23 protein-coding genes are annotated in these 22208 nt (G+C 68.7%); 12 read left to right on the forward strand and 11 right to left on the reverse strand.

All coding sequences use genetic code 11. The annotated features are described in order from the left end of the window. Positions 1-9: 9 nt before the first annotated feature. Both AC0Z36_RS13490 and AC0Z36_RS13495 read right to left on the reverse strand, forming a co-directional pair. Positions 10-1002, reverse strand: coding sequence for a 2-hydroxy-3-oxopropionate reductase (locus tag AC0Z36_RS13490; RefSeq protein WP_485463071.1), 993 nt, complete (start codon positions 1000-1002; stop codon positions 10-12). Next, positions 999-1841 (reverse strand): hydroxypyruvate isomerase family protein, encoded by an 843-nt coding sequence (locus AC0Z36_RS13495; RefSeq protein ID WP_485463072.1) that lies wholly within the window; start codon positions 1839-1841, stop codon positions 999-1001. Before AC0Z36_RS13495 ends, AC0Z36_RS13490 begins: the two co-directional genes overlap by 4 nt. Before the next feature lie 143 nt (positions 1842-1984). Between AC0Z36_RS13495 and AC0Z36_RS13500 the strand changes: the two genes are divergently transcribed. The 6 genes from AC0Z36_RS13500 (at position 1985) to AC0Z36_RS13525 (ending at position 5989) form a co-directional block, all read left to right on the forward strand. Then, positions 1985-2233, forward strand: a complete 249-nt coding sequence (locus AC0Z36_RS13500; RefSeq protein WP_485463073.1) for a thiamine-binding protein — start codon at positions 1985-1987, stop codon at positions 2231-2233. Next, positions 2230-2592, forward strand: a complete 363-nt coding sequence (locus AC0Z36_RS13505; RefSeq protein WP_485463074.1) for a helix-turn-helix domain-containing protein — start codon at positions 2230-2232, stop codon at positions 2590-2592. The genes AC0Z36_RS13500 and AC0Z36_RS13505 overlap by 4 nt, the downstream gene beginning before the upstream one ends. Positions 2593-2726: 134 nt before the next feature. Then, the gene (gene uraD, locus AC0Z36_RS13510; RefSeq protein ID WP_485463075.1) at positions 2727-3224 is read left to right on the forward strand and encodes a 2-oxo-4-hydroxy-4-carboxy-5-ureidoimidazoline decarboxylase; all 498 of its coding nucleotides are present in this window, start codon (positions 2727-2729) and stop codon (positions 3222-3224) included. Beyond that, positions 3221-3580: a hydroxyisourate hydrolase gene (gene uraH / locus AC0Z36_RS13515; protein ID WP_485463076.1), complete on the forward strand. Its 360-nt coding sequence runs from the start codon at positions 3221-3223 to the stop codon at positions 3578-3580. Before uraD ends, uraH begins: the two co-directional genes overlap by 4 nt. A 6-nt stretch (positions 3581-3586) precedes the next feature. Beyond that, positions 3587-4501, forward strand: a complete 915-nt coding sequence (gene pucL, locus AC0Z36_RS13520; RefSeq protein ID WP_485463077.1) for a factor-independent urate hydroxylase — start codon at positions 3587-3589, stop codon at positions 4499-4501. Positions 4502-4615: 114 nt separating this feature from the next. Continuing rightward, the gene (locus AC0Z36_RS13525; RefSeq protein WP_485463078.1) at positions 4616-5989 is read left to right on the forward strand and encodes an 8-oxoguanine deaminase; all 1374 of its coding nucleotides are present in this window, start codon (positions 4616-4618) and stop codon (positions 5987-5989) included. 97 nt (positions 5990-6086) lie between these two features. On the opposite strand, the gene AC0Z36_RS13530 is transcribed toward AC0Z36_RS13525, so the two are convergent. Continuing rightward, entirely contained in the window at positions 6087-7256 is a 1170-nt protein-coding gene (locus AC0Z36_RS13530; protein WP_485463079.1) for a methyltransferase domain-containing protein, read from the reverse strand. A gap of 277 nt (positions 7257-7533) precedes the next feature. Here AC0Z36_RS13530 and AC0Z36_RS13535 point away from each other — a divergent pair, with 277 nt between their 5' ends. Further along, a complete protein-coding gene (locus AC0Z36_RS13535) occupies positions 7534-8631 on the forward strand; it encodes a helix-turn-helix domain-containing protein (RefSeq protein ID WP_485463080.1) in 1098 nt (365 codons plus the stop codon). A gap of 304 nt (positions 8632-8935) precedes the next feature. After that, positions 8936-9190, forward strand: coding sequence for a hypothetical protein (locus AC0Z36_RS13540; RefSeq protein ID WP_485463081.1), 255 nt, complete (start codon positions 8936-8938; stop codon positions 9188-9190). Between the two features lie 158 nt (positions 9191-9348). On the opposite strand, the gene AC0Z36_RS13545 is transcribed toward AC0Z36_RS13540, so the two are convergent. Both AC0Z36_RS13545 and aceB read right to left on the reverse strand, forming a co-directional pair. Beyond that, the gene (locus AC0Z36_RS13545; RefSeq protein ID WP_485463082.1) at positions 9349-9738 is read right to left on the reverse strand and encodes an allophanate hydrolase-related protein; all 390 of its coding nucleotides are present in this window, start codon (positions 9736-9738) and stop codon (positions 9349-9351) included. 147 nt (positions 9739-9885) lie between these two features. Further along, positions 9886-11505 carry a malate synthase A gene (aceB, locus tag AC0Z36_RS13550; RefSeq protein ID WP_485463083.1) on the reverse strand — a complete coding sequence of 540 codons (1620 nt, stop codon included), beginning with the start codon at positions 11503-11505 and terminating at the stop codon, positions 9886-9888. A 151-nt stretch (positions 11506-11656) separates the two neighbouring features. Between aceB and AC0Z36_RS13555 the strand changes: the two genes are divergently transcribed. After that, positions 11657-12481: an IclR family transcriptional regulator gene (locus AC0Z36_RS13555; protein ID WP_485463084.1), complete on the forward strand. Its 825-nt coding sequence runs from the start codon at positions 11657-11659 to the stop codon at positions 12479-12481. Between the two features lie 119 nt (positions 12482-12600). Then, the gene (gene moaA, locus AC0Z36_RS13560; protein ID WP_485463085.1) at positions 12601-13596 is read left to right on the forward strand and encodes a GTP 3',8-cyclase MoaA; all 996 of its coding nucleotides are present in this window, start codon (positions 12601-12603) and stop codon (positions 13594-13596) included. A 72-nt stretch (positions 13597-13668) separates the two neighbouring features. Here the strand turns inward: moaA and AC0Z36_RS13565 are convergent, their stop codons facing one another. Both AC0Z36_RS13565 and AC0Z36_RS13570 read right to left on the reverse strand, forming a co-directional pair. Then, positions 13669-14463, reverse strand: coding sequence for a GntR family transcriptional regulator (locus AC0Z36_RS13565; RefSeq protein WP_485463086.1), 795 nt, complete (start codon positions 14461-14463; stop codon positions 13669-13671). 9 nt (positions 14464-14472) lie between these two features. Further along, positions 14473-15642, reverse strand: coding sequence for a glycosyltransferase (locus AC0Z36_RS13570; RefSeq protein WP_485463087.1), 1170 nt, complete (start codon positions 15640-15642; stop codon positions 14473-14475). Between the two features lie 152 nt (positions 15643-15794). On the opposite strand from AC0Z36_RS13570, the gene AC0Z36_RS13575 reads away from it, so the two are divergent. Continuing rightward, on the forward strand, positions 15795-16034 hold the full coding sequence (locus tag AC0Z36_RS13575; RefSeq protein ID WP_485463088.1) for a hypothetical protein: 240 nt from the start codon (positions 15795-15797) through the stop codon (positions 16032-16034). Between the two features lie 12 nt (positions 16035-16046). Here the strand turns inward: AC0Z36_RS13575 and AC0Z36_RS13580 are convergent, their stop codons facing one another. Both AC0Z36_RS13580 and AC0Z36_RS13585 read right to left on the reverse strand, forming a co-directional pair. Continuing rightward, a complete protein-coding gene (locus AC0Z36_RS13580; RefSeq protein ID WP_485463089.1) occupies positions 16047-16247 on the reverse strand; it encodes a DUF397 domain-containing protein in 201 nt (66 codons plus the stop codon). 28 nt (positions 16248-16275) lie between these two features. Next, positions 16276-16473: a Scr1 family TA system antitoxin-like transcriptional regulator gene (locus AC0Z36_RS13585; protein WP_485463090.1), complete on the reverse strand. Its 198-nt coding sequence runs from the start codon at positions 16471-16473 to the stop codon at positions 16276-16278. Positions 16474-16813: 340 nt separating this feature from the next. Here AC0Z36_RS13585 and AC0Z36_RS13590 point away from each other — a divergent pair, with 340 nt between their 5' ends. After that, entirely contained in the window at positions 16814-17251 is a 438-nt protein-coding gene (locus AC0Z36_RS13590) for an ATP-binding protein (protein ID WP_485463091.1), read from the forward strand. A 77-nt stretch (positions 17252-17328) separates the two neighbouring features. On the opposite strand, the gene AC0Z36_RS13595 is transcribed toward AC0Z36_RS13590, so the two are convergent. Both AC0Z36_RS13595 and AC0Z36_RS13600 read right to left on the reverse strand, forming a co-directional pair. Beyond that, on the reverse strand, positions 17329-20871 hold the full coding sequence (locus AC0Z36_RS13595) for an ATP-binding protein (RefSeq protein WP_485463092.1): 3543 nt from the start codon (positions 20869-20871) through the stop codon (positions 17329-17331). Beyond that, a complete protein-coding gene (locus AC0Z36_RS13600; protein WP_485463093.1) occupies positions 20871-22169 on the reverse strand; it encodes a metallophosphoesterase family protein in 1299 nt (432 codons plus the stop codon). The genes AC0Z36_RS13595 and AC0Z36_RS13600 overlap by 1 nt, the downstream gene beginning before the upstream one ends. Positions 22170-22208: the final 39 nt, after the last annotated feature.

Here is a 22208-nt window from a genome sequence, read left to right on the forward strand (position 1 = left end):
GCGGTGCCATTACTTTTCCCCCTGCTTGTCCGTGGCCTTGGTTCCAGCCTTGGTGCCAGCCTTGGTTCCAGCTTTGGAACCGGCCTTGGAGCTTTCTTCGCCGCCGCCGTTGAGCCGTTCCAGGCCGAGCAGCAGCCCGGAGTGGTCGAGGCTGCCGCCGCCCTGGGCCCGCAGCGACGCGACAAGCTGGGCCGCGAGGTTCGCGAACGGCAGTACCAGGTCGAGCTCGCGGGCCGCCTCGGTGACGATGCCCATGTCCTTGTGGTGCAGGTCGATCCGGAACCCGGGCTTGAAGTTGCGGTCCCGCATGACCTGGCCCTTGCGGTCCAGGACGGTGCTCCCGGCGAGGCCGCCCGCGAGGACCTTGAGGCTCGCATCGGTGTCCACGCCTGAGCGTTCCAGGAACAGCAGTGCCTCGGCGACAAGCTGGATGTTGCCCGCGACGATGAGCTGGTTCGCGGCCTTGACCGTCTGGCCGGCGCCGCTGGGGCCGACGTGCACGATCGTCTTGCCGAGTGCCTCGAACAACGGCAGCGCCGCGGCGAAGTCGGCCGCGTCGCCGCCGACCATGATGGACAGGACGGCCTCGATCGCACCGGCCTCACCACCGCTGACGGGGGCGTCCAGGACGCGCAGGCCGCGCTCGGCGCCGGCCTCGGCGACGGATATCGACGTGCTCGGCTTGATCGAGCTCATGTCGATCACGAGCGTGCCGGTCCTGACGCTCTCCAGGACACCGCCGTCGCTGAACATGACCTGCTTGACGTGCGGGTCGGCCGGAACCATCGTGATCACGACGTCCGCGTCGCGCACGGCCTCGGTGATGTTGTCGGCGCCCTTGCCACCGGCCGCGATCAGCCGGTCGACGGCGTCGCGCTCCAGGTTGTAGCCCGTCACCTCGTGCCCGGCCCGCACCAGGTGCGCGGCCATCGGCCCGCCCATGATGCCGAGTCCGACGAAGCCGATCTTCTTGCTGTCGGTCGTGGTTTTGGCGCTGCTCATCGGGTCCCTCCCTGGGTGCCGCGCAGCTCACGCGGGAGCCAGCCGAAGCTGTCCGCGCTCGGGCCGACGGGCTTGTATTCGAGGCCGACGCGCCCGGTGTAACCGGCGGCGACAAGGCGGCGGAAAAGGTCGTCGAAGTCGAGCCCCCCGGTGCCGGGCTGACCGCGTCCGGGGGTGTCGGCGATCTGCACGTGGCCGAAGCGGTCGGCGTACGTGTCGATGACTGCGTTCAGGTCCTCGCCCATCCGGGCGAGGTGGTACAGGTCGCACAGGAAGGCCGTGTTGCCCAGACCCGTCTCGGCGTTGACCTTGTCCACGACGGCCACGGCGGCGGCTGCGGAGGTGATCGGGTAGAGCGGGTTCTCCACCGAGTTCACGGCTTCGACCAGCACGACCGCACCATGCCGTTCGGCCGATTTGGCGGCCAAGGCCAGGTTCTGTACGGCGAGTTCGTCCTGGAGCTGCGGATCTACGCCCTCCACCCGGTTGCCGTACAGGGCGTTCAGCGCCCGGCAGTCGAGGCTGGCGGCGAAGCCCGTCGCGACGTCGATGTTCTCGCGGAAGCGGCGGGTGTCGGCGGGGCGGGAGACGAGTCCGCGGTCACCGGCGGGCATGTTGCCCGCGTCGAAGTTCAGTCCGACCAGCTGGACACCGGCGTCCCGGATCGCTTTGGCGAGCGTTTCCAGTTCGGCGTCGGCGGGGGTCGGTCCGGTGAAGGGCCACCAGAGTTCGATCTCGGCGAACCCGGCCGCGGCAGCCGCCGCGGGCCGCTCAAGGAGCGGGAGTTCGGTGAAGACGATCGAGAGATTGATGTCGAAGCGCAGAGCGTCAGCGCTCACGTGACCACCTCTTCCCCTTGAATTCCACAATGCGGAAGTACGATTCTGCTTAGTGGAATCATGGCATGCCACTTCAACAGTTTGTCAAGGGTGATGGTGGCGGCAGTCTGGCCTGCCTTCGCCCCGGTGGCTAGGGTCGGGGCGTGCGATTGCGGATGGAATTCTCGACCGAGCCGTTCGATCTCGACGGCGTACCGCCCCATGCCCTGGAGGCCCGACGGGTCATCGACGAAGCAGGTCTCGACGTTGAGGTGGGCCCCTTCGGCACAACTGCCGAAGGCGAAGCCGAAACGGTCCTGGCGACCCTGGACAAGATCTTCCGCGGCGCCCTCGGCGTCGGGGCGTCAAGGATCTCAGTGCAGGTCACGACCGTGCCGGCGGCCGCCGCATGAGCCCCACCGAGCACCCGCTGGCCGCTGCCATCAAACCCCTCGTGGCCGCGATGGGCGCCCAGCTTGTCGCCGCCGCATCAGCCGGGCCCGACGACGTGGTCCTCGAATGGGAGGGCGAACCCGTCGTCGCCGTGCGCCTCCCCGGGCTGGGTACGGCACTCGACCGCCTGCTCGGCGACGCCGAACGGCAGTACGGCCCGCTGGCCGACCTCGAACGCGAGGACAAGCAGCGCGTCGTCCGCACCCTGGAGCAACGCGGCGCGTTCACGATCCGGCACGGCGTCGAGACGGTCGCCGCGGCTCTGGGGGTCAGCCGCTTCACGGTCTACAACTACTTGAACCGGGAGAACCGGGCCTGAACCGATTTTTGATCAACTTCAACAAACTGTTGACGATGATGGCCGGAACGCCTAGCGTTCCGGCCATCGCCGCATCGGGGCACCTGTCCGGATCCGGCGCTTAGGGCGACCGCCCGACCGGGGAGGTTCCTGACATGCCATCAACACCAGGACTCGACAGTCTCGACCGGACATCCGCCGACGCGGCGGACAAGGCGCTCGGCCAGGTCTGCGCAAGCCGCTCCTGGACCGGCGCGCTGGTCGCAGGCCGGCCGTACGGCGAACCGGAAAAGCTCTACACCGCCTCCGACGCGGCGATCGCGGCACTCACCACCGCCGATCTCCAAGAGGCGATCGACGGCCACGCAGTGATCGGCCGCCCCGACGCCGACGATCCGAAGTCGGCACGCGAACAGTCGGGCATCAACAACGCGGCCGATGTGGTCCTGGCTGATCTGAAGGCCGGGAACACCGCGTACGAGAAGCAGTTCGGCCGGGTCTTCCTCATCTGCGCGAGCGGTCGCAGCGCGGCGGAAATGCTCGCCGAACTGCGCCGCCGACTCGACAACGACCCGGCGACCGAGTGGGAGGTCACCCGCGAGGAACTGCGGAAGATCAACCGCCTGCGCCTCGAAGGGCTGGTCAGCGCATGACGTCACAACGCAGCGTGATCTCCACCCACATCCTCGACACCAGCGAGGGCAAACCGGCGACGGACGTCCCGGTCGAGCTCTCCCGGCGTGAAGCCGACGGGACGTGGACCGTACTCGGGATGTCGAAGACAAACACCGACGGCCGCTGCCCGGACCTGCCGCCACTGGGCGTCGGGCCCGATTCAGGCCCGGTCGACGTACGGCTGGTCTTCGACGTCGCCGTATACCGCAGGGCCCGCGGCGAGACACCGTTCTTCCCAGAGATCCAGGTGGTCTTCACCGCCGACCCTCAGGCGCACTACCACGTACCACTGCTGCTCAACCCGTACGGATACTCCGTTTATCGAGGGAGCTGACAACCCATGGCTATGGTGCTCGGCCAGAACCAGTACGGAAAAGCGGAGGTCCGCGTAGTCCGGGTCCGCCGTGACAGTGACCGGCACGAGGTCAAGGACCTCAACGTCAGCGTCGCGCTGTCGGGCGACCTGTCCGACACCCACTTCACCGGCGGCAACGGCAACGTGCTGCCGACCGACACCATGAAGAACACCGTCTACGCGTTCGCTCAGCAGTTCGGCATCGACTCGATCGAATCCTACGGGGTGCGCCTCGCAAGGCACTTCGTGGAATCCCAGCCGGCCATCAACCGGGCGCGGATCCGGATCGAGGAATACCCCTGGAATCGGATAACCGCCGCCGATTCACGCAACCGGTTCATCGGTTCGGACGAGATCCAGCACTCGTTCATCCGCGACGGCGGCGAGGTCCGCACCGCGGAGGTCGTGTGGGAGGACGGCCGGGTGCGAGTGATCTCCGGGCTGAAGGACCTCACCGTGATGAACACGACGTCGTCCGAGTTCTGGGGCTATCCCAAAGACCGCTACACGACGCTCCAGGAGGCCTACGACCGGATCCTGGCAACGGAGGTGACGGCCCGTTGGCGGTTCTCGTTCGACGCGGCGGACGGCGCCCCCGAGCCGAACTGGGAGCGTTCGTACGCACAGGTACGCCGGCACTTGCTTGAGGCGTTCTCCGAGACGTACTCGTACTCCCTCCAGCAGTCGCTGTACGCGATGGCCACCCGGATTCTGAACCACCGTCACGAGGTCGACGAGGTCCGGCTCTCCCTGCCGAACAAGCACAACTTCCTCGTCGACATGACGGCGATGGAAATCAAAAACGACAAGGAGGTTTACTACGCCTCCGATCGCCCGTACGGTCTGATCGAGGGCACCGTGCACCGCGAGGGCGTTGTTCCACTGATCCCGGTGGACTGAACCGCTGTAGCCGGACCCCCGGAGGATTCTCGATCCGCCGTCCCGCCTCCGGGGCCCCCGCGCAGGACCAGACGGCGGTTACGTTTGCCGAACCGCCGCCGCAGGGGGACTTTCATGTCTGCAACCGCAGCTGTCGGACGCATCGTCATCGAGAACTGCTCGATCGCGACCGTCGACGCGCAGGACACCGAGTACGAGTCGGGCTACATCGTCATCGCGGGCAACCGCATCGAATCGGTCGGCGCGGGCGCCGCCCCGGCCGGGCTCCACGGTGTCGTCCGCCGGATCGACGGTACGGGCCACCTGGTGACCCCGGGCCTGGTCAACACCCACCACCACTTCTACCAGTGGATCACCCGCGGCCTCGCGCAGGAATGCAACCTGTTCGACTGGCTCGTCACGCTGTACCCCACGTGGGGCAAGATCGACGATGAGATGTGTTACGCGGCGGCGCAGGGCTCAGCCGCCGCGCTGCTGCGTTCAGGCTGTACGACGGCCTCGGACCATGCGTACGTCTTCCCCAAGGACGGCGGCGACATCCTCGGCGCGGAGATCCGCGCGCTCGACGAGCTGGGCATGCGCTTCCAGCCGACCCGTGGGTCGATGGACCTCGGCCAGTCACAGGGCGGGCTGCCGCCGGACAACATCGTCGAGGACACCGACGCGGCGCTCGCCGCGACCTCCGAGGCCATCGACAAGTGGCACGACGCGTCGTTCGACTCGATGCTCCGGATCACCGCGGCACCGTGCTCGCCGTTCTCCGTCACCCCCGAACTGCTGCGTGGTGCCGCCGAATTGGCCCGCGCAAAAGGCGTCAGACTGCACACCCACGGCTCCGAGACGGTCGAGGAGGACACCTTCTGCCGCGAGAAGTTCGGCATGGGCCCCACCGACTACCTGGAGAGCGTGGGGTGGCTGGGCGACGACGTGTGGATGGCGCACTGCGTGCACATGGACGACTCCGACATCGCCAAGTTCGCGGCGACGGGCACAGGCGTCGCCCACTGCCCGTCGTCCAACGCCCGCCTGGGCGCCGGCATCGCGCGGGTTCCGGACATGCTGGCCGCGGGTGTCCCCGTGGGCCTCGGCGTCGACGGCACCGCCTCGAACGAGTCGGGCGAGCTGGGCACGGAGCTGCGCAACGCGCTCCTGGTCGCCCGCCTGCGCGGCGGACCGGCCGCTATGACTGCCCGTCAGTCCCTGCGGCTCGGCACGATGGGCGGCGCGAAGGTGCTCGGCCGTGCGGCGGAGATCGGCTCCCTGGAGCCCGGCAAGCTCGCCGACCTGGCCATGTGGCGCATAGACGACCTCCTGCACGCGGGGATGGCCGACCCGGTGGCGGCACTGGTCCTGGGCGCGGCGGCACCGCTGACGCTGCTCCTGGTGAACGGCCGCGAAGTGGTGGAGAACGGGCACCTGTCGCGGGTGGACGAGGACCAGATCGCCCGCAACGTGGCGCGGGCCGCGACCCGGCTGCGAAGCAAATAGTCGTACGAAGAATCACTCTTGGTCCAGTGCCGGCAAATCGCCCCACCCGCGATCATCCGGCACTGGACCAAGAGGCCGTGCCCCGAGTCTGTGCGGGTTACCCGGGAAATGACATGTCCGGCGTATCCACCCACACCCGCTGGCCGGATGCGGTGACCGTCAGCCCGAACCGGTACCGGTTCGGGCTACCGAGCTCACGCCAGCGCCCCAACACAGCCTCGGCCCGGTCCCACAGGCGCACCGGCCCGGACTGCTCGACGACGTACGGCGGGCCCGCGGGCGTGTAGTCGACCGACGCCTGCGACCTGCCGTCCCGGCTGGTGAGCCACAAGGTGGCCTCACCCGCAGCCGGGCCGTCACCGTAGCCGACCTGCCGGCGCACACCCACCGGAAGGCCAAGACCCAGCGCCCAGGCGGTGTCCGGGTCCTCCCACACCGGCTGTGGATCCGTCCCCGTCTCCGAGACCAGCGGACCTTCCGCAAGGTCAGCCCGATTCCGGTTCGGGTCCTGGGCACGGTCCCACATGAACGCAGCACCGCCCACGACCTTTCCCACGGCTGTTCCGTCGTCACCGACCACCAGCCGCAACAAAGTGCCGTTGTAGAGGCCCGTGCCCCACGGCGTGACGATGACCGCGCCGGGGCGGGCCTGTTCGATCCAGGCGTACGGAATCGTCCGCACCGCATAGGTGGCGATGATCCGGTCGTACGGTGCTCTGTCGGCACAGCCGAGGGAGCCGTCGCCGACAACCAGAGTCGGGCTGAAGCCGGCGGCGTGCAGGTTGTCGCGTGCTTGTGCCGCCACAGCGGGGTCGGTCTCCACCGACGTCACATGCTGTTCCCCGAGGCGATGGGACAACAGCGCCGCGGTGATTCCGGGACCGGTGCCGAGCTCCAGCACGTCCTGCCCATCGGCGACATCGAGATGGCCGGCCATGAGTCCATTCATCCGCGGCATGGACGCCGAACTCGTCGGGTACAGCGCCACTTGCGTGTCCGGGCCGTCCTTGTCGCCGACCTGAGTAATCAACGGGACATCGCGGTACGCGAGTTGCCACCACCGCTCCGGTTCCTCGGCACGGTCGACCCGGTGGTAACCGCCGGTCTCGTCGACCGAAGTCCACAGCACTGAGGTCAGGAAGCGCGCCCGGTCCACCGCCTCGAACGCCGCGCGCCAGTCCGGAGACAGATAGTCCTCGGCGGCGAGCTGCCCGGCCAGGGCGCTCATTGAAGGAGTGCCCTGGCCTTCGGTGTACGGGTCGCTCATTTTGCGGGCTTCTTCTGTGGTTCCTCCGGCGGGACGGGCCGCCCCTTCTGCTGGCCGTCGCCCTCGATCGGATGGTCTTTACCGGAATGTGCGCCCATCTGCGTTTCTCCTTCGCGGATCGGGGACTGCGCTGGATGTAGCACCCGGCAGCGCTGTATCCCAAGGAACGGCGGCCGGTCCGAACCCATCGTTCCGGACCGGGAACCCGTCCCAGAAGTGGCCAAGTAGGGGCCATCATGGGCAGATGCCTCTTGGCTCAGTAATTGTGGAATTACGGTTGGCGCAAGGCTGGTCCCAAGGGAGACTCGCGAACGAGCTGTGCAAGCACGGCGGCGCGACCGTCACCCGAAGGGAGATCTCCCGCTGGGAGAACGAAGGACGCGCTCCCGGCCCGTACTGGTTGAAGCACCTTGCAACAGCACTGCAAACGCCGCTGTCCGTACTGGAGGCCGCCCGCGTGGACCGACGTGCCCTGCTGACCGGGATCGCCGCGACGGCGATAGCTCCAGTCGTCGCCTCCGACCTCCTGCGCTACGGGTTCGCCGCCGCGCTGCGCTCCAACCAGCCCGGCGTCGACTACTGGCTGGAGCAGATCGACGTCTACGGGCGCGACTACATGACGTCAGGCGCAGCGGAAATCCAGCAGCGATTGGCCGCCGATCTCCTGGTACTCCAGCAGCAACTGGAGGAACCCGCACTGTGGGGTGTCGCCGCAAGACTGTCCACGCTCTTCGCGAAGACGTTCCCCGGATCCGACGGGGCTCGCGCGGCCGGCTGGTACCACGTGGCGGCGGAGACAGCCGACCGGTCCGGCGACACCGACGCCCGGGTATGGGTGCGGGGCAGAGCTGCCATCGCCCTTGGCTACGAAGGCGCTTCGCTGACTGTCGCCGAAACCCTCGCGAACCAGGCGCTCGACCTGTCCGACAAACCGTCCCTCGGACGCCTCAACGCCTTGATGGGCCGAGCGCACGTCGCCGCTCTGCGTGGTGACAAGGCAACTGCTGTCGCTCTGCTGCACAACGCCTGGGACGTATTCGAACGCGCCGGATCAGGCGGCGGCGACAGCACCGACTACGCGGTGCCCGAATGGCGCATGAATGTCTTCGCCTCGCTACTGCTGGCCCGGCTCGGCGACGAACAGCAGGCACTCGCCGCACAGGACACAGCCCACGACCTGCTGCCCGACTCCCTACCCCGTTTCCACACCCACCTGGAGCTGCACCGGGGTCTGATGCTCGCCCGAGCGGGCGACCCCTCCGGCGGGGTTGCCTACGCGCGCGCCGCACTCGATCAACTCCCAGCGGAGAAACACAGCCTCACGTTGCGGATGCTTCTGAAGGAAATCGAGGCAGGCCATCCCACTGGCCCCTAGTTTGGCCACTCCCCACGCTGTCTGGATTCCGCCAGCATTTGGGCATGACGGAAGCAAACAGCCCCCTCAAAAAATTCGGGATGTCCCTCCGGGTCTACCGGGTGAGCACGAACGGCGAGATGACCGACCTGCCGACCGTCGACAAAGCGTCCGTATCCGGCCTGGACACACTCCGCGCTTGGCCGCCCTGCGTATGCGGCAGAACGGTATGCCCCAGTCGCCGGCTCAATCCCCGATGACAAAGCGGTTGTTCACCTGCCTCCGCGCATGGTCGCGGCGGTCAAGAAGGTGGAGCATCCCTCTTTTGTCGACAGCCCCTCGTCTCGCGCCCGAAATCCTCGACTACTACACCAACACCGTTGACGAATCGATCCGGCTAACCGGCACCCTCGAACTCGTCCGCACCCGGGAGATCCTCCGTCGCCATCTGCCCGCCGCGCCGGCCGGCATCCTCGATGTGAGCGGCGGACCAGGCATCCACGCCCGGTGGCTCGGTGCCGACGGCTACAAGGTCCATATCGACCACCCGATTCAGCCAGCGGGACGGGTTCGCCCGTGATCCCGCGTCAGATCTGACAGCGACGGCTACGGCTGGACGTCGGCCGGCACACCATCACCCAGCCCGCGCGTCCAGAAAAACCCCTGCCCCAGTGCCAGATTCGGCACTGGGGCAGAAGTCGTGGTCAGCCGACAGCGGGTGTCACCCAGGGCTGGCGCCTACGCCTCGCGACCGAGCGTCTTCAAGTACGCCCGCCAGCCGCCGAATTCAGTGATCTCCTGGTGCTTGCCCGACTCCAGCTCGCCCTTGCGCAGGACCATCGAGAAGCACGCCGAGCCGTCCGCGAGCTTGATGATGCCGAACTCCAGCTCCGCGGGTTCCGTCGGCAGCAGGTTGTCGCGCAGGACCTCGTCGGGGACCTCGTACACCTCGCCCTCGATCTGCACGTCGCTCGACGGGTCCGGAAGCAGGCCGGGGCAGCGGTCGCCGATCGAGAAGAACCGGTGTCCCGGGGCGGTGCGGGTCTTCACGACCAGCGGTGCACCCTCCAGGTGGTGGTGGAACGGTCCACCCTCCATCGCCTGGCCGTTGAGGAACATGCGTGCCATGTCGGGTCTCCACTTTCTGTGCCAGCTCGGTCTGTTCTGCCAAGAAGAAGAACGGAACGGTCGGGCCCGCCCGTCAGGACGCGCCCCCGCGACCGCCGGGGCGGGCCCGACCGTTCCGGTATATGGGGGATACTCGAACGGCCTGGCTCAGTCCAGTAGTTCGTATCCCGGCAGGGTGAGAAATTCGACGAACTGGTCGGCCAGCGCGACCTCAAGGAACAGGTCCCGCGCGGCCGTCCAGCGGCCGGCTTCGAAGCCGCCGTCGCCCAAGTCCTCGCGCAGCGCGCCGAGTTCCTCGACGACCAGGCGACGGACCAGATCGGCTGTCACCTTGTCGCCGGTGTCCGCGAGTACAACGCCGTTGTTGACCCACTGCCACACCTGCGACCGGGAGATCTCGGCCGTCGCGACGTCCTCCATGAGTCCGAAGACGGCGACCGCGCCGTGTCCGCGCAGCCAGGCCTCCAGGTAGCGCAGGCCGACCGCGACGGCACTGTGCAGGCCCGCACTGGTCGGGGAGCCGCCAACCGACGCGACGTCGAGCAACTGCGCCGCCGTCACTTCGACTTCGTCCCGCGTACGGTCGAGCTGGTGCGCCTTGTCACCGAGCACGGCGTCAAAGGCTTCGCGGCACACCGGCACCAGGTCCGGGTGCGCCACCCACGAGCCGTCGAAGCCGTCGCCGGCCTCGCGGTCCTTGTCGTCGCGCACCTTCTTGAGCGCCGCCGCGTTGGCCGCCGCATCCCGGCGGGAGGGGATGATCGCCGCCATGCCGCCGATCGCGTAGGCCCCGCGACGGTGGCACGTACGGACGAGGAGTTCGGTGTAGGCCCGCATGAACGGCGCCGTCATCGTGACCGCGTTGCGGTCGGGCAGCACAAACGCGCTGCCCGCGTCGCGGAAGTTCTTGACGATGCTGAACAGGTAGTCCCAGCGGCCCGCGTTCAGGCCTGACGCGTGTTCGCGCAGCTCGTACAGGATCTCGTCCATCTCGAACGCGGCGGTGACGGTCTCGATCAGGACCGTCGCGCGGATCGTGCCGCGGGGGATGCCGAGCTGGTCCTGTGCGTGGGCGAACACGTCGTTCCACAGGCGGGCTTCGAGGTGGCTCTCGGTCTTCGGGAGGTAGAAGTACGGGCCGAGGCCGCGGTCGAGCAGCCGGGCCGCGTTGTGGAAGAAGTACAGCCCGAAGTCGACCAGCGCACCGGCCGCCGGGGCGCCGTCGACCAGGATGTGCCGCTCGTCCAGGTGCCAGCCGCGCGGGCGCATCACCACCGTGGCGAGCTCGTCGTCCGGGCGCAGTGCGTACTTCTTGCCCTCGGCGGTGGCGAAGTCGATCCGCCGCTCGTAGGCGTCGATCAGGTTGAGCTGGTGCCCGACCACGTTGTGCCACGTCGGTGCTGACGCGTCCTCGAAGTCCGCGAGCCAGACCTTCGCGCCGGAGTTGAGCGCGTTGATCGTCATCTTGCGGTCCGCGGGGCCGGTGATCTCGACCCGGCGGTCGCGCAGCGCCGGTGGCGCTTGTGCGACCCGCCAGTCGGCGGCCCGGATTTCAGCGGTCTCCGCGAGGAAGTCGAGCTTGCCCGTACGGGCGATCTCCGCCCGGCGCTCCTGGCGGCGGACCAGCAGTTCGTTGCGTCGACCGCCGAACCTCCGCTGGAGGCTGGCCACAAAGCGCAGCGCTTCGGGCGTGAGCACTTCCGCCGCCCGCGGCATGCCGCCGCCGGTTGCAGTGTTGTGGTTCACGATGATGGCCGGTGCAGTCATGCGCCCCTCCTTCGCCGTCTGGACCTTCGGTGGCTTCCTGCGTTCTTTTGTAGAGTGGACATTAGTTTCCGGGGAACGGAAATTCAACAACTTGTTGAAGAAATCTACGACGGGCCCGCACCCGGGGCCCGGCAGACGAGAGGACCGTGCGGTGGTCGCACTCAACGCAGACACCCCCAGAGCGACCGGCACAGGCGGCGGTGTCCAGTCCCTTGAGCGCGCCTTCGACCTCCTCGAACTGCTCGCCGACGCCGGCGGGGTCCTGACGCTCAGCGAACTCGCCGCGCGCTCCGGGCTGCCCATGCCCACGATCCACCGGCTGGTCCGCACCCTCGTCTCGCTCGGTTACCTGCGCCAGGACGCGTCCCGGCGGTACACCCTCGGCCCGCGCCTGATCCGGCTCGGCGAGACTGCCGGGCGACTGCTCGGCAGTTGGGCCCGCCCGTACCTGGCCGAACTCATGGAGGTCACCGGCGAGACCGCGAACCTCGCCGTCCTGGAGGCGGGCGAGGTCGTGTACGTCGGCCAGGTGCCCTCCCGGCACTCGATGCGCATGTTCACCGAAGTCGGCCGACGGGTCCAGCCGCACTGCACGGCAGTCGGCAAGGTGCTGCTCGCCCAGTTGCCCGAGGCCGATGCCGCGCGTGTCCTCGGCAGCCGGCAGCTCACGTCGCACACCGCGCACACCGTGACCGACCCGGCCGCCTTGCTTGCGCAGTTCCCGCAGATCAAGGCCCAGGGCTACGCGATTGACGACCAGGAGCAGGAACTGGGAGTGCGCTGCATCGCCGTGGTCGTCCCGGGCGCGCCGACTGCGACCGCGCTGTCGGTCTCGGGCCCGGAGAACCGCATCCGCGCGATGGAAGAGAGCTGGATGACCGGGAAGATGCAGGAGATCGCGGTCCGCCTCGGCCGCAGGCTCGGCGGCACCGACGCGGACCACAGCCAGGACGAAGGCAACGCCGCCGCGGGCTGACCGTACGCCTGACGTGTGACCGCTCGGACGAAGCCACCACCACCATCCGCCCCACCTGCACACCTCTCGTACGTTCCACCCCTGGACCGTTCGACGCGCGTCCGGCTCTACTGGCGGGCATGCCCACCCCACTCACCGACCGGTTCGGTCGGGTGCACACCGACCTGCGGGTGTCCCTGACCGACCGGTGCAATCTCCGCTGCACGTACTGCATGCCCGCCGAGGGGCTGCCCTGGCTGCCCGCCGACGATCTGCTCACCCGCGCCGAGACCACCCGCCTGGTCGGCATCGCCGTGCACCACCTCGGGATCAGGACCGTACGCCTCACCGGCGGCGAACCCCTGCTCCGCCCGGACCTGCCGGCGCTGATCGCCGACCTGGCCGGACTCGACCAGGCCCCTGAGCTGTCGCTCACCACAAACGGGATCAGGCTCGACAAGCTCGCCCCCGCCCTGCGCGCCGCGGGGTTGCGCCGGGTCAACGTCAGCCTCGACACCCTGCGCCCCGAGCGGTTCGCGGCGATAACCCGCCGGGACCGGATCGAGGACGTGTTCGCGGGACTCCGCGGCGCGCTGGCCGCCGGGCTGGAACCGGTCAAAATCAACGCAGTTCCCGTACGGGGCGTCAACGACGACGAGATCGTCCCGATGACCGAGTGGGCCGTCGAGCACGGCTACCGGATGCGCTTCATCGAGCAGATGCCGCTCGACGCGCAGGGTGCCTGGGACCGCGACCTGATGGTCACCGCAGATGAGGTCCTCGACCGTCTCACCGCGCGTTTCCAGCTCACACCCGTACCGCGTGACGGCTCGTCAGCCCCCGCCGAGGAGTGGTACATCGACGGCACCGCCGCGACAGTCGGTGTGATCGCGAGTGTCACCCGACCGTTCTGCGGCGCGTGCGACCGTGTCCGGTTGACCGCCGACGGCCAGTTGCGGACCTGCCTGTTCGCCCGGGACGAGTCCGACCTACGCACGTTGCTGCGGGACGGCGCCGACGACGCGCGGATCGCCGCCGCGTGGCGAACCGCCTTGCTGGGCAAGGCAGCCGGCCACGGCATCGGCACCGCCGAGTTCGTCCAGCCGGACCGGCCGATGTCCGCGATCGGCGGCTAGCAAAGGACGGAAGCCGGTCCGAACGACAAAAGCAGGTCCGGACCTGTTACTTCCCCGTCATCAGGCCGGATGTCAGGCGGGGCGGAGACGGGTGGCAAAACCGATGCGGTCCCCGCGGAAGAGCGAACGGACCCGCTCGATGGGGCGGCCGTCCGGGTCGTACGAAGTCCGCAGGGTCAGCAGCATCGGCAGTGCCGGGTTCGTACCGAGCAGCAGCGCCTCGCGCGGTGCGGCCAGCACAGTTTCAACCGTCTCGTCGGCCTCGGCGAACACGATCCCCAGATCCTGCTGCAACGTGGCATACAGCGACCCCTCCGGCTTGAGCACCTCAAGGAGCGTCGGGAACCGCTCCAGTGGGAGGTACGTGCTCTCCAGGCCGATCGGTTCATCGTCGGCCAGCAGCACCCGCTCCAGATGGATCGTCAGGTCGCCGGGCCTGATGCCGAGTCGGGTGGCCAAACCAGGCTGCGCTACGTGGTGTTCGAGGGTGAGCACCCGCCGGCTAGGAGTAAGGCCCATCGAGCGGACCGCCTCGGTGTAGCTGGCCAGGGTCAGCGGGTGGACCAGTTTGGGCGGGGCGACGTACGTGCCACTGCCGCGCGCCGACCGCAGTCGGCCCTCCATCACCAGTTCAGAGATGGCCGACCGCAGGGTGCTGCGGGCGACGCCGTAGTCGGTCGCAAGTTCGCGTTCGGGCGGCAGCAGCGCGCCTTCGCCCAACTCGTCGGCCAGGGTGCGGAGTCGCATCTTCACCGCGTACGACTTGGGCACCCGGCCGTGTTCGGGCACACCACCCTTGAACGGCCGTGCGGTGCTGTCCGGAGTCTCCTGCCGGGGTGCTGTCGGATCGTGCGCTTCTGCAGCCATTGCGCGAGGCTATCCGCCCGAGGTTTCCGCAGGGTGACCGTCCGGGGCCCCATAGGTGCGGCCCTTCCAAGCCGCGCCACGACCGCGGGCGTGCTGGACCGCGGAGTCCACCGTCATCCCCAGGTAGAGGACGGCGGCGAACGGCAGGGTGAGCGCGTACACCGCGGGCAGGCCGTAGTACCTGACCATTGGGACGTACGTCGCGGTCATCATCACCCAGGTGAGCAGGGCGATGCCTGCGACGTCGAAGGTGCCGGTGAGCAGCCCGAACACCGCACAGAGCGGCGGTACGAGGTAGATCAACGCAAGGCCGGACACCGTGCCGGCCAGGAGCAGCCAGGAATGCCGGAGCTGCGCGAAGGCGCTCCGCGCGACCATCCGCCACAGATCCACAAGCTGTGGATAAGGCCGCACGCTGTCCACATGCCCGTCCGGATCCGCGAGGACCAGGCGGATGCGGCCACCGCACCGCTTGACCGCCGTACCGAGGGACACGTCGTCGATCACCGCACCCCTGATCGCCTCCACCCCGCCCGCCCGTTCGAGGGCGGCACGCCGGACGAGGACGCAGCCGCCGGCTGCGGCGGCCGTACGTCCGTTGTGCCGGTTGACCCGCCGGAACGGGAACAGCTTTCCGAAGAAGTAGACGAAGGCCGGGACGATCAGGCGTTCCCAGCGGGATCCGACGTTGAGCCGGGCCATCACCGAGACCAGGTCGAGTCCGTCCCGCTGCGCCTCGCCGACAAGCCGGGCCAACGAATCGGGGCCGTGAGCGATGTCGGCGTCGGTGAACAACAGGAAGTCGACGTCACCGGCTAGGGCAGTGCCGTGCCGCAGTGCCCACAGTTTCCCCGTCCAGCCCGGTGGCAGCGCAGGCGGCGCGGTCACCAGAGCCCCCGGCAGGGAGCTGGCCAACGCGCCGGTGCCGTCCGTACTGCCGTCGTCCACGAGGATCACCTTGACCGGCCCGGCGTAACGCTGGGCCAGGAGGGTCGGCAGGGTCAGGCCGAGGACCTCCACCTCGTCGCGGGCCGGGACGACCACGGCGACCGACGGCCAGACGCCGTCCGGTTCCACCCGTTCGAGTCGCACATCCGTACGCCAGAACCACGCATGGCCAAGCGTCAGATACACCCAGGCAACACCGGACAGCACAGTGATCCACCGGAGGAAATCCACAACAGGCAGCCTGTCAGCTTGGGCCCATAGATTGTGGAACCACCGCCGTACGGACGAATCTGCGACGCTGCGGACCGAACATCCTCAAGTCTGACCGGCATTAGGCCGATATTGACTGACCAGTGTCCAAATTCAAGGAGGGCGGTACACCCGTGACCGACATCGCCACACAGCTTCCCACTACCACCACTCCCACCTCCGCCGACGGCCATCCGGTCGGCACCCCGGTGGAAGTGCTCGTCGGCCTGAACGCGGGTCAGATCGGCGAGATCGCCGAAGTGCACACGTTGGCCCAACACCCGTCGATGAGCGCCTATCACTGGTACGGCGTACTTTTCCCCGACGGGCTGCGCCCGCTCTACCGGCACGACGAGTTGGTCGCACACCGCTGAACGGTGGCCGGACTAAGCGTGGACCAGGCCCCGCAGTAGCGCCGACCACCCCGGCTGGGCAAATGAGAGCACGGGACCGTAGGGCCGATGCGAATCCCGCACCGCCACCAGGGTTGCGGCGAGGGCCACTTCGACACAGTTCCCTTGCACACTGCTGTGACTGCTCTTGCGCCAGACCAGTTGATACGCATGCTGCAGAAACGCAGTCGTCATAGTTGCCTGCCCTCGGTAGAGACCGTCATCAGAGGTCTTTGTCCGTGTCGGCGGCGAGCCCGGCGATCAGCTCGTACGAGGCTTCCAGTGACAGTGCGGCGGCCCGCAGATAGTCGAAGGTGCGCTCGTAGAGGGCGACGTCGTCGGCTCCCTCGACGTAGAGCGTACTGGCCAGGTTGTCGAGGTACACCACATCCAGGTCACCGGTGGCCGGGAACCGGAGCAATGCGGGTGCGCCGAGACGGACTCGGCGGTCAGACCCGCCCCTTCGCGCAGATGCCGCAACTCAGCGCCCAGACTTCGTCGGCGCACTGCGGGATTGAGGTCCACCGGCATGACCGACCCCCGCAGCCACTCTTTCGGGTGACATGGATGCGTTGTGCCGCCGAAGCGGCGGTGCGAGTTGCACCGTGACGGTTCGGGGAGCATCCTAACCGACATCCTCACCGTACGTGTCCACATGATCACGCAGAGCGGGGAAAGGAAGTCCCTCGCCGGGTGGGGTGACGGGCCTTCGCAGCCGCGTGGTGTGGCGCTGGCGCCGCACCCAGGAGGTGTACCGAACCATGACCACCCTGGCCGACCAGGCCCCCCGTCGGAACCCGGACGGTGAGCGGGACAAAGCCGGACTGACGCTGCCGTCCCGGCCGGAGTCCGTGTCCGCCGCCCGTGCCTACGTCAAGACCGTCCTCGCCCGCTGGCACCTCCTCCCGCTGACGGACACCGCGCTACTGCTCGCCTCCGAGCTGTCCACCAATGCCATCCGGCACACCACCGACCAGCCGTTCACGGTCGCGCTGCGCCGGACGACCCTGGCGGACGGCAGGCGCGGACTGTGGATCGAGGTGCACGACAACGAACCGGAGCGGCTGCCGAAACTCAGCAACCCGGGCGCGGACGATCTCCACGGCCGCGGCCTGCTGCTCGTCGAGATGCTCGCCGAGCGCTGGGAAGTCGTGGTCACGCCCGGAGGGAAGGTCGTCCGGACCCTGCTCATCGCCTGATCAGTGCTTGATCAGTGCTTGATCACAACTTGGTCGGGGCTCGGTCAGGGCTCGGTCAGGGCTCGGTCAGGGCTCGGTCAGGGCACGAAAACCGGCAGCTCGTGGACGTGCGCCCGGTCCCTCCCGAGAGTGTCCAGGGCCAGGTCGCCCAAGTGCCGGTGGTGGGTGAACAGCAGGATCTGGAAGCGTTCGGCCATCGAGTCGAGCACCCGGAGCAGTTCCTTCGTACGGTCGTCGTCGAAGGTCATCGCGATGTCGTCCAGGACAATGGGCATCGCCCGGCCGGCTTCGGCAAAGCGCTCCAGGGACGCGAGCCGCAGCGCCAGGTAGAGCTGGTCAGCGGTGCCTTCACTGAGCTCGCCCGTGTCCAGGTGGACCGGCGGCAGCCCGGCCGTCCCGCCCTCGCCCGGCACCGGCGGTACGACCGGCGTCCGGCGGACCCGCAGGACCAGCTTCTTCTTGGAGTCGGCCTCCGCGACCAGCCGGTCGAAACGGCTGGCGGTCAAGGCACGGAACAGTTCCTCGGCCCGGGTCAGGACAGGTCCTTGATGGGTCTTCCGGTTGGCCTCCATGGTCATCTGGAGTACGGACCTGGCCAGTTGCAGCCGGGTGTACTGCTCGGTGTCCTCGACCAACTCGGTGAGGACACCCGCGACCTGCTCTTGGGCCTGGGCCGCTTTCGCCGAGTCGTCCATCGCCTCGACCTGCTCGATCAGGCGGCCCAGTTCGACGCCCTGCCTGTCGTAGGCCTGCTGGAACTCCTCGGCCTTTTCCCGGGCTTCGACGATCGCGGTGTCGAGTTCGTCCGGGGTCGTGTCGGCGGCCTGCCGCTCCAGATCGGTGATCTGTTCGCCGTACTCGGTCAACAACCCTTCGAGCGCGGCGACCCGGCCCGCCAACTCTGCCGCCTGGACGGCTGCGGCCACGGCCCTGCGCAGCGCGGGCAGATCTTCGACACCGGTCTCCGCCACCAGCTCGCGCAGGCCCGTCTCCGCGGACCTGACCGCGGCCAGCTGACCCGCCGCTTCCTGTCGCAGTCGTCCGGCCTGCGCTTCGAGGCGGTCCCTGGTCTCCCGGGCACTGCGCGCGGCGGTGAGCCCACTGTGCAGACGGGTGACATCGGCGAAGGCGTCCACCGGGTCCGTGACCGGGTCGCCGAGCTCCTGCCGGAGCCGGTCGAAGCGCTGGTCGAAGGACTCGGTCTGGGTTGTGGCCCTGCCGTGTCGGCGACGTGCGTCGTCGCGGGTCCGCAGAACCCTGCCTGCCTCTGCGAGGGTGTCCACAGCCTGGGCGACGGCCGGCGGGGTGCCGTCGGGCAGGTCGAGCTCCTCGACGAGTTGGGCCCAGCGGGTCTCGGCGGCAGTCAGCCCGGTGTGGTCGTGGAGCAGTTCGGCTTCCGCCTCGGCCAGTGCGCCTTCGGCCGTACGGACGTCTTTGGCCGCGTCTTCGCGGGCGCGACCCGCTTCCGCGGCGGCGTCGATCCGCTGTCCGGCCAGGGTTGTCAGGTCTGTCAGGTCTGTCAGGTCCGCCAGGACGGCCAGGTCTGTCGAATCAGCGGAGCCGGGCAGTGTCAGAGCGTCCCGGAGCCGGGTGGCCAGACGTTCGTTCAGCGCCTGCTGTCCGGCCAGTTCCCCGCGCACTCCCCTGACCTGTTCTTCCAGTCCTGCGAGCTCGGTGACCGCTTCGAGCAGATCGACGGCGGCGTGCGGGTCGGGGACCGCGGGGAGCCCGGCCGGCTCCCACAGCCGTGTCCAGGCCTCGGCCCGCGCCTGGCCGCGGACGTGTGCTTCGGCGAGCTCGACGTCCAGGAGGGTGATCCTGGCCCGGTCGCGCTCGACGTCGACTTCAAGACCGGTCCGCCGGGCTGCGGCCTTGGCCATGGAGCGGATGCGGTCGGCGAGATCGTCGGCGCCGGCCACGGACTCTTCGTAGGCGTCCTGGTGTCCGGTTATGTCGCCGCGGAGGGAGCCTGACGTCTTGATCCGCTGCCACAGTCGGTCACGCGTGCCCCTGGCCTCCTCCAACTCCCGGTCGGTGGGCGGCGGATCGAGTCGCAGGAGCTTCTCCAGCTCGCCCTCCGCCCGGTCGAGCCGGGTGGCGGTCTCCGCCCGCTGGTCCCGGGTCCGGGTGGTCCGGGCCGCGTCCGTCTCGGACTGTTCGCGGTGGTGGTCGACCTGCGACCGGACCGGGACGGGCAGATGGGCGGCGGGAGTGCCGACGGGCAGTCGGTTCCGGGCCCGCAACGCCGCGGTCCGCTCTTCGAGGGTGCGCAGCGCACGGACGGTGCGGGCGGTGTCCTCGGCCAGAGTGACGGGGACCGCCGCCGCCAGCGCGTGAAGCGCTGCCGCGTCTTCGCTCTCCGGCAGGTCGGCGAGGACGCCGCGCGCGGTGTCCAAGGCAGTCTTGCGTTTGGCCTTGTGCCCATCCGAGCGGCGGACTGCGACCTGCGCTTCGGCGAGGGCTGTACGCAGTTCGGCGATCCGGTCTGCGGTGCCGGGCGGCGGTTCCACGAGCGATTCCACTGCGAGACTGCCATCGTCCCGCACCTGTTCCGGGCGTACGGCGGAAAGGAGTTCGGCGGCGCGCCTGGCCGCCTGCCAGGCTTCGGCGTCCGCCTCGGCGGCCTCGTCCACGGCTTTGCGGACGGCACTGCTGTCCGCGTACAGCGACTCGATCAAGTCAGCCTGGGCCAGCACGCCTTCGTCAAACCGCACTTCGGCGGCTTCGGCACCGGTCGCGGCCAGTTGCCGGACGGTGCGGTCGTGGGCGGCGCGGACCGCGCCCAGCGACTCGTCGAGTACGCGCAGTTCCTCCGCGACGCCGTCCCGGAGCAGGGCCCCTTCTGCGGTGAGACCGCCGCGCTCCCGTACGAGGGACGCCCGTTGGAGCAAGGTGGGCAGGGCCTGACGCAGCCGTTCGAGACGGGTCTGGGCGGTCCTGGCCTCCCGCAGGTAGCTGTTGAGGAGGCTCCGATCTTGCTGCGCGCGTTCGACGGCCTTCTCCGCGTCGGCAAAGGCCCGTGGCGCGAGCGCGGCCTCCTTAACCTGCCGGCGCAGCTCCTTGAGCTGGCTGCGGGACTTGTTGATCCGCGGCTTGCTGCCGCCGCTGAGGAACAACTCCCGGATGCGCCGGTTGAGTTCGTCCTCCACGGCGCCCAGACTGCGGTTGGACCCGGCCTCCAGGAGCGCCCGGCCGACGTCGTTCCCACTGTCGATAATCTTGCTGCCGCCCTCCCGCAGAGCAGCGTGGTCGAGGGAGAAGCCGTTGAGGAAGTCCACCCGGCCGACTCCCGCGAGGATGCCGGTGAGCACACTCTCCTCGACGGACGCACCGTCAGGTGTGGCGAGGGTGCCGCCACGTCCCTTACGTCGGACGAGTTCGTGGGTGTTCCCGTTCGCGTCACGCAGGGTGGCGCCGATGCGCAGGTTCTTCAGATCGTGCACGAAGCCGTACTCGCTGGTGTGGCCCATGCCGTAGAAGAGCTGGTCGAGGGCCTCCCGCGCAGTGGACTTCCCTGCCTCGTTGGGGCCGTGGACGACGTGCACGCCCGGAGCCGCGAGGTCGAGGACGCGGCCGGTGAAGCAGCCGAAGGCCGCGAGGTCGAGACGGTCGACACGCATCAGCCGCGCTCCTCTTTGCCTGTCTCCATCGTGGTTTTTCCTGTCACCATCGCGGTCAGCAGGTCCACTGCCTCGTCGAAGATCTTCGCCTGCCAGACAAGATCCTCCACGGCGGCACCCTCCCGTACGACGTCCTTTTCCAGAGCTTTGAGCCCGGGCAGACCGGCGATCAACCGGTCGAGCGCGGCGCCGTCGGCTTTGAGCCCGGCCGCCGTGCGGTGCAGGTCCTCCACGAGCTCCGGGAAAGTCTCGGCTTGCCGCGCCTGGTGGCTGGTGGCGATGCGGACCCTTTCGACCCACACGTCGTCGTGGTCCCCGGCCAGGTCGCGGATCTCGTACGTCAGGCGTTCGGCCTCGCGCCACAGGTCTTCGTGGGCCTGGGTGGGATTTTCGATACTGACCCGGGTCGCGAGGAGGCGTCCGCCGGTGTCGGCCCGTTCCGCCGCGACGGCGGTCCGGACGAGCTCCAGGACATCGTCGGTGTCCCGTGCGTCAGTGGCGTCGATGCGCAGATGGGCCCATCTGACCACGTCGAGGTCACGGTGTTCCGGGGTGATCCGGTTGCCGTCGAGGGTGAGGAGCGTCGCGCCCTTGGGGCCGGTCTCCTTGACGTGCCGGCCCTGGATGTTGCCGGGGAAGACGATCCACGGGGCCTCGGAGTGGATCTGACGCTGGTGGACGTGGCCCAGCGCCCAGTAGTCGTAGCCGTGGGCGCTGAGGTCGTTGATGCTCGCCGGCGCGTAGGTGTCGTGGTCGGGTGAACCGGTGAGCGCGGTGTGCAGGAGCCCGATGTTGACCAGCCCGCCGAAGGCCGCCGGGTAGCCCCGGGCCAGATTGGCGGTGGTGTCACGGACGGCGTAACCCTGTCCGTGGACCACGACACCCAGGTCTTCGTACGCCTTGGACTCCGCAGCACCGGTCGAGAACCGGTGCACATTGTCGGGGAGCCGCAGCTCTTTGGTGATCTGACTGTCGGCGTCGTGGTTTCCGGCCACCAGGCCGACCTGGATCCCGGCGTCGCGCAGCCGTTTCATCTGGCTCGTGAAGAACAGACCCGTGTGGTAGTCCTTCCAGTCGCCGTCGTAGATGTCCCCGGCGAGCAGGACGAGGCTGACTGCTTCATCGATCGCGAGGTCGACCAGGTTGACCACAGCCCGGCGCGCCGCGCTGCGGATATCGTCGACCGGAGCGCCCTCGTACGCCGAAAGTCCGCGCAGCGGACTGTCGATGTGCAGATCGGCAGCGTGCAGGAGTCGCATCCGGTACAGCCTTCCGCGGGTGGTGATCAGGCGGTCCACCAGCGTACGGGAGGGCTCGGTGCGGATTCAGGCGATTGT

This window comes from Kitasatospora sp. UYEF31 (genome assembly GCF_057291755.1).

What these genes read in the sequence shown, in the direction of transcription:
- AC0Z36_RS13505 (WP_485463074.1), top strand. Translation starts at nt 2,230, where the DNA reads ATGAGCCCCACCGAGCACCCGCTGGCCGCTGCCATCAAACCCCTCGTG.
- uraH (WP_485463076.1), top strand. Translation starts at nt 3,221, where the DNA reads ATGACGTCACAACGCAGCGTGATCTCCACCCACATCCTCGACACCAGC.
- AC0Z36_RS13590 (WP_485463091.1), top strand. Translation starts at nt 16,814, where the DNA reads ATGACCACCCTGGCCGACCAGGCCCCCCGTCGGAACCCGGACGGTGAG.
- AC0Z36_RS13565 (WP_485463086.1), bottom strand. Translation starts at nt 14,463, where the DNA reads ATGGCTGCAGAAGCGCACGATCCGACAGCACCCCGGCAGGAGACTCCG.
- moaA (WP_485463085.1), top strand. Translation starts at nt 12,601, where the DNA reads ATGCCCACCCCACTCACCGACCGGTTCGGTCGGGTGCACACCGACCTG.
- AC0Z36_RS13580 (WP_485463089.1), bottom strand. Translation starts at nt 16,247, where the DNA reads ATGACGACTGCGTTTCTGCAGCATGCGTATCAACTGGTCTGGCGCAAG.
- AC0Z36_RS13490 (WP_485463071.1), bottom strand. Translation starts at nt 1,002, where the DNA reads ATGAGCAGCGCCAAAACCACGACCGACAGCAAGAAGATCGGCTTCGTC.
- AC0Z36_RS13595 (WP_485463092.1), bottom strand. Translation starts at nt 20,871, where the DNA reads ATGCGTGTCGACCGTCTCGACCTCGCGGCCTTCGGCTGCTTCACCGGC.
- AC0Z36_RS13530 (WP_485463079.1), bottom strand. Translation starts at nt 7,256, where the DNA reads ATGAGCGACCCGTACACCGAAGGCCAGGGCACTCCTTCAATGAGCGCC.
- AC0Z36_RS13525 (WP_485463078.1), top strand. Translation starts at nt 4,616, where the DNA reads ATGTCTGCAACCGCAGCTGTCGGACGCATCGTCATCGAGAACTGCTCG.
- pucL (WP_485463077.1), top strand. Translation starts at nt 3,587, where the DNA reads ATGGCTATGGTGCTCGGCCAGAACCAGTACGGAAAAGCGGAGGTCCGC.
- aceB (WP_485463083.1), bottom strand. Translation starts at nt 11,505, where the DNA reads ATGACTGCACCGGCCATCATCGTGAACCACAACACTGCAACCGGCGGC.
- uraD (WP_485463075.1), top strand. Translation starts at nt 2,727, where the DNA reads ATGCCATCAACACCAGGACTCGACAGTCTCGACCGGACATCCGCCGAC.
- AC0Z36_RS13545 (WP_485463082.1), bottom strand. Translation starts at nt 9,738, where the DNA reads ATGGCACGCATGTTCCTCAACGGCCAGGCGATGGAGGGTGGACCGTTC.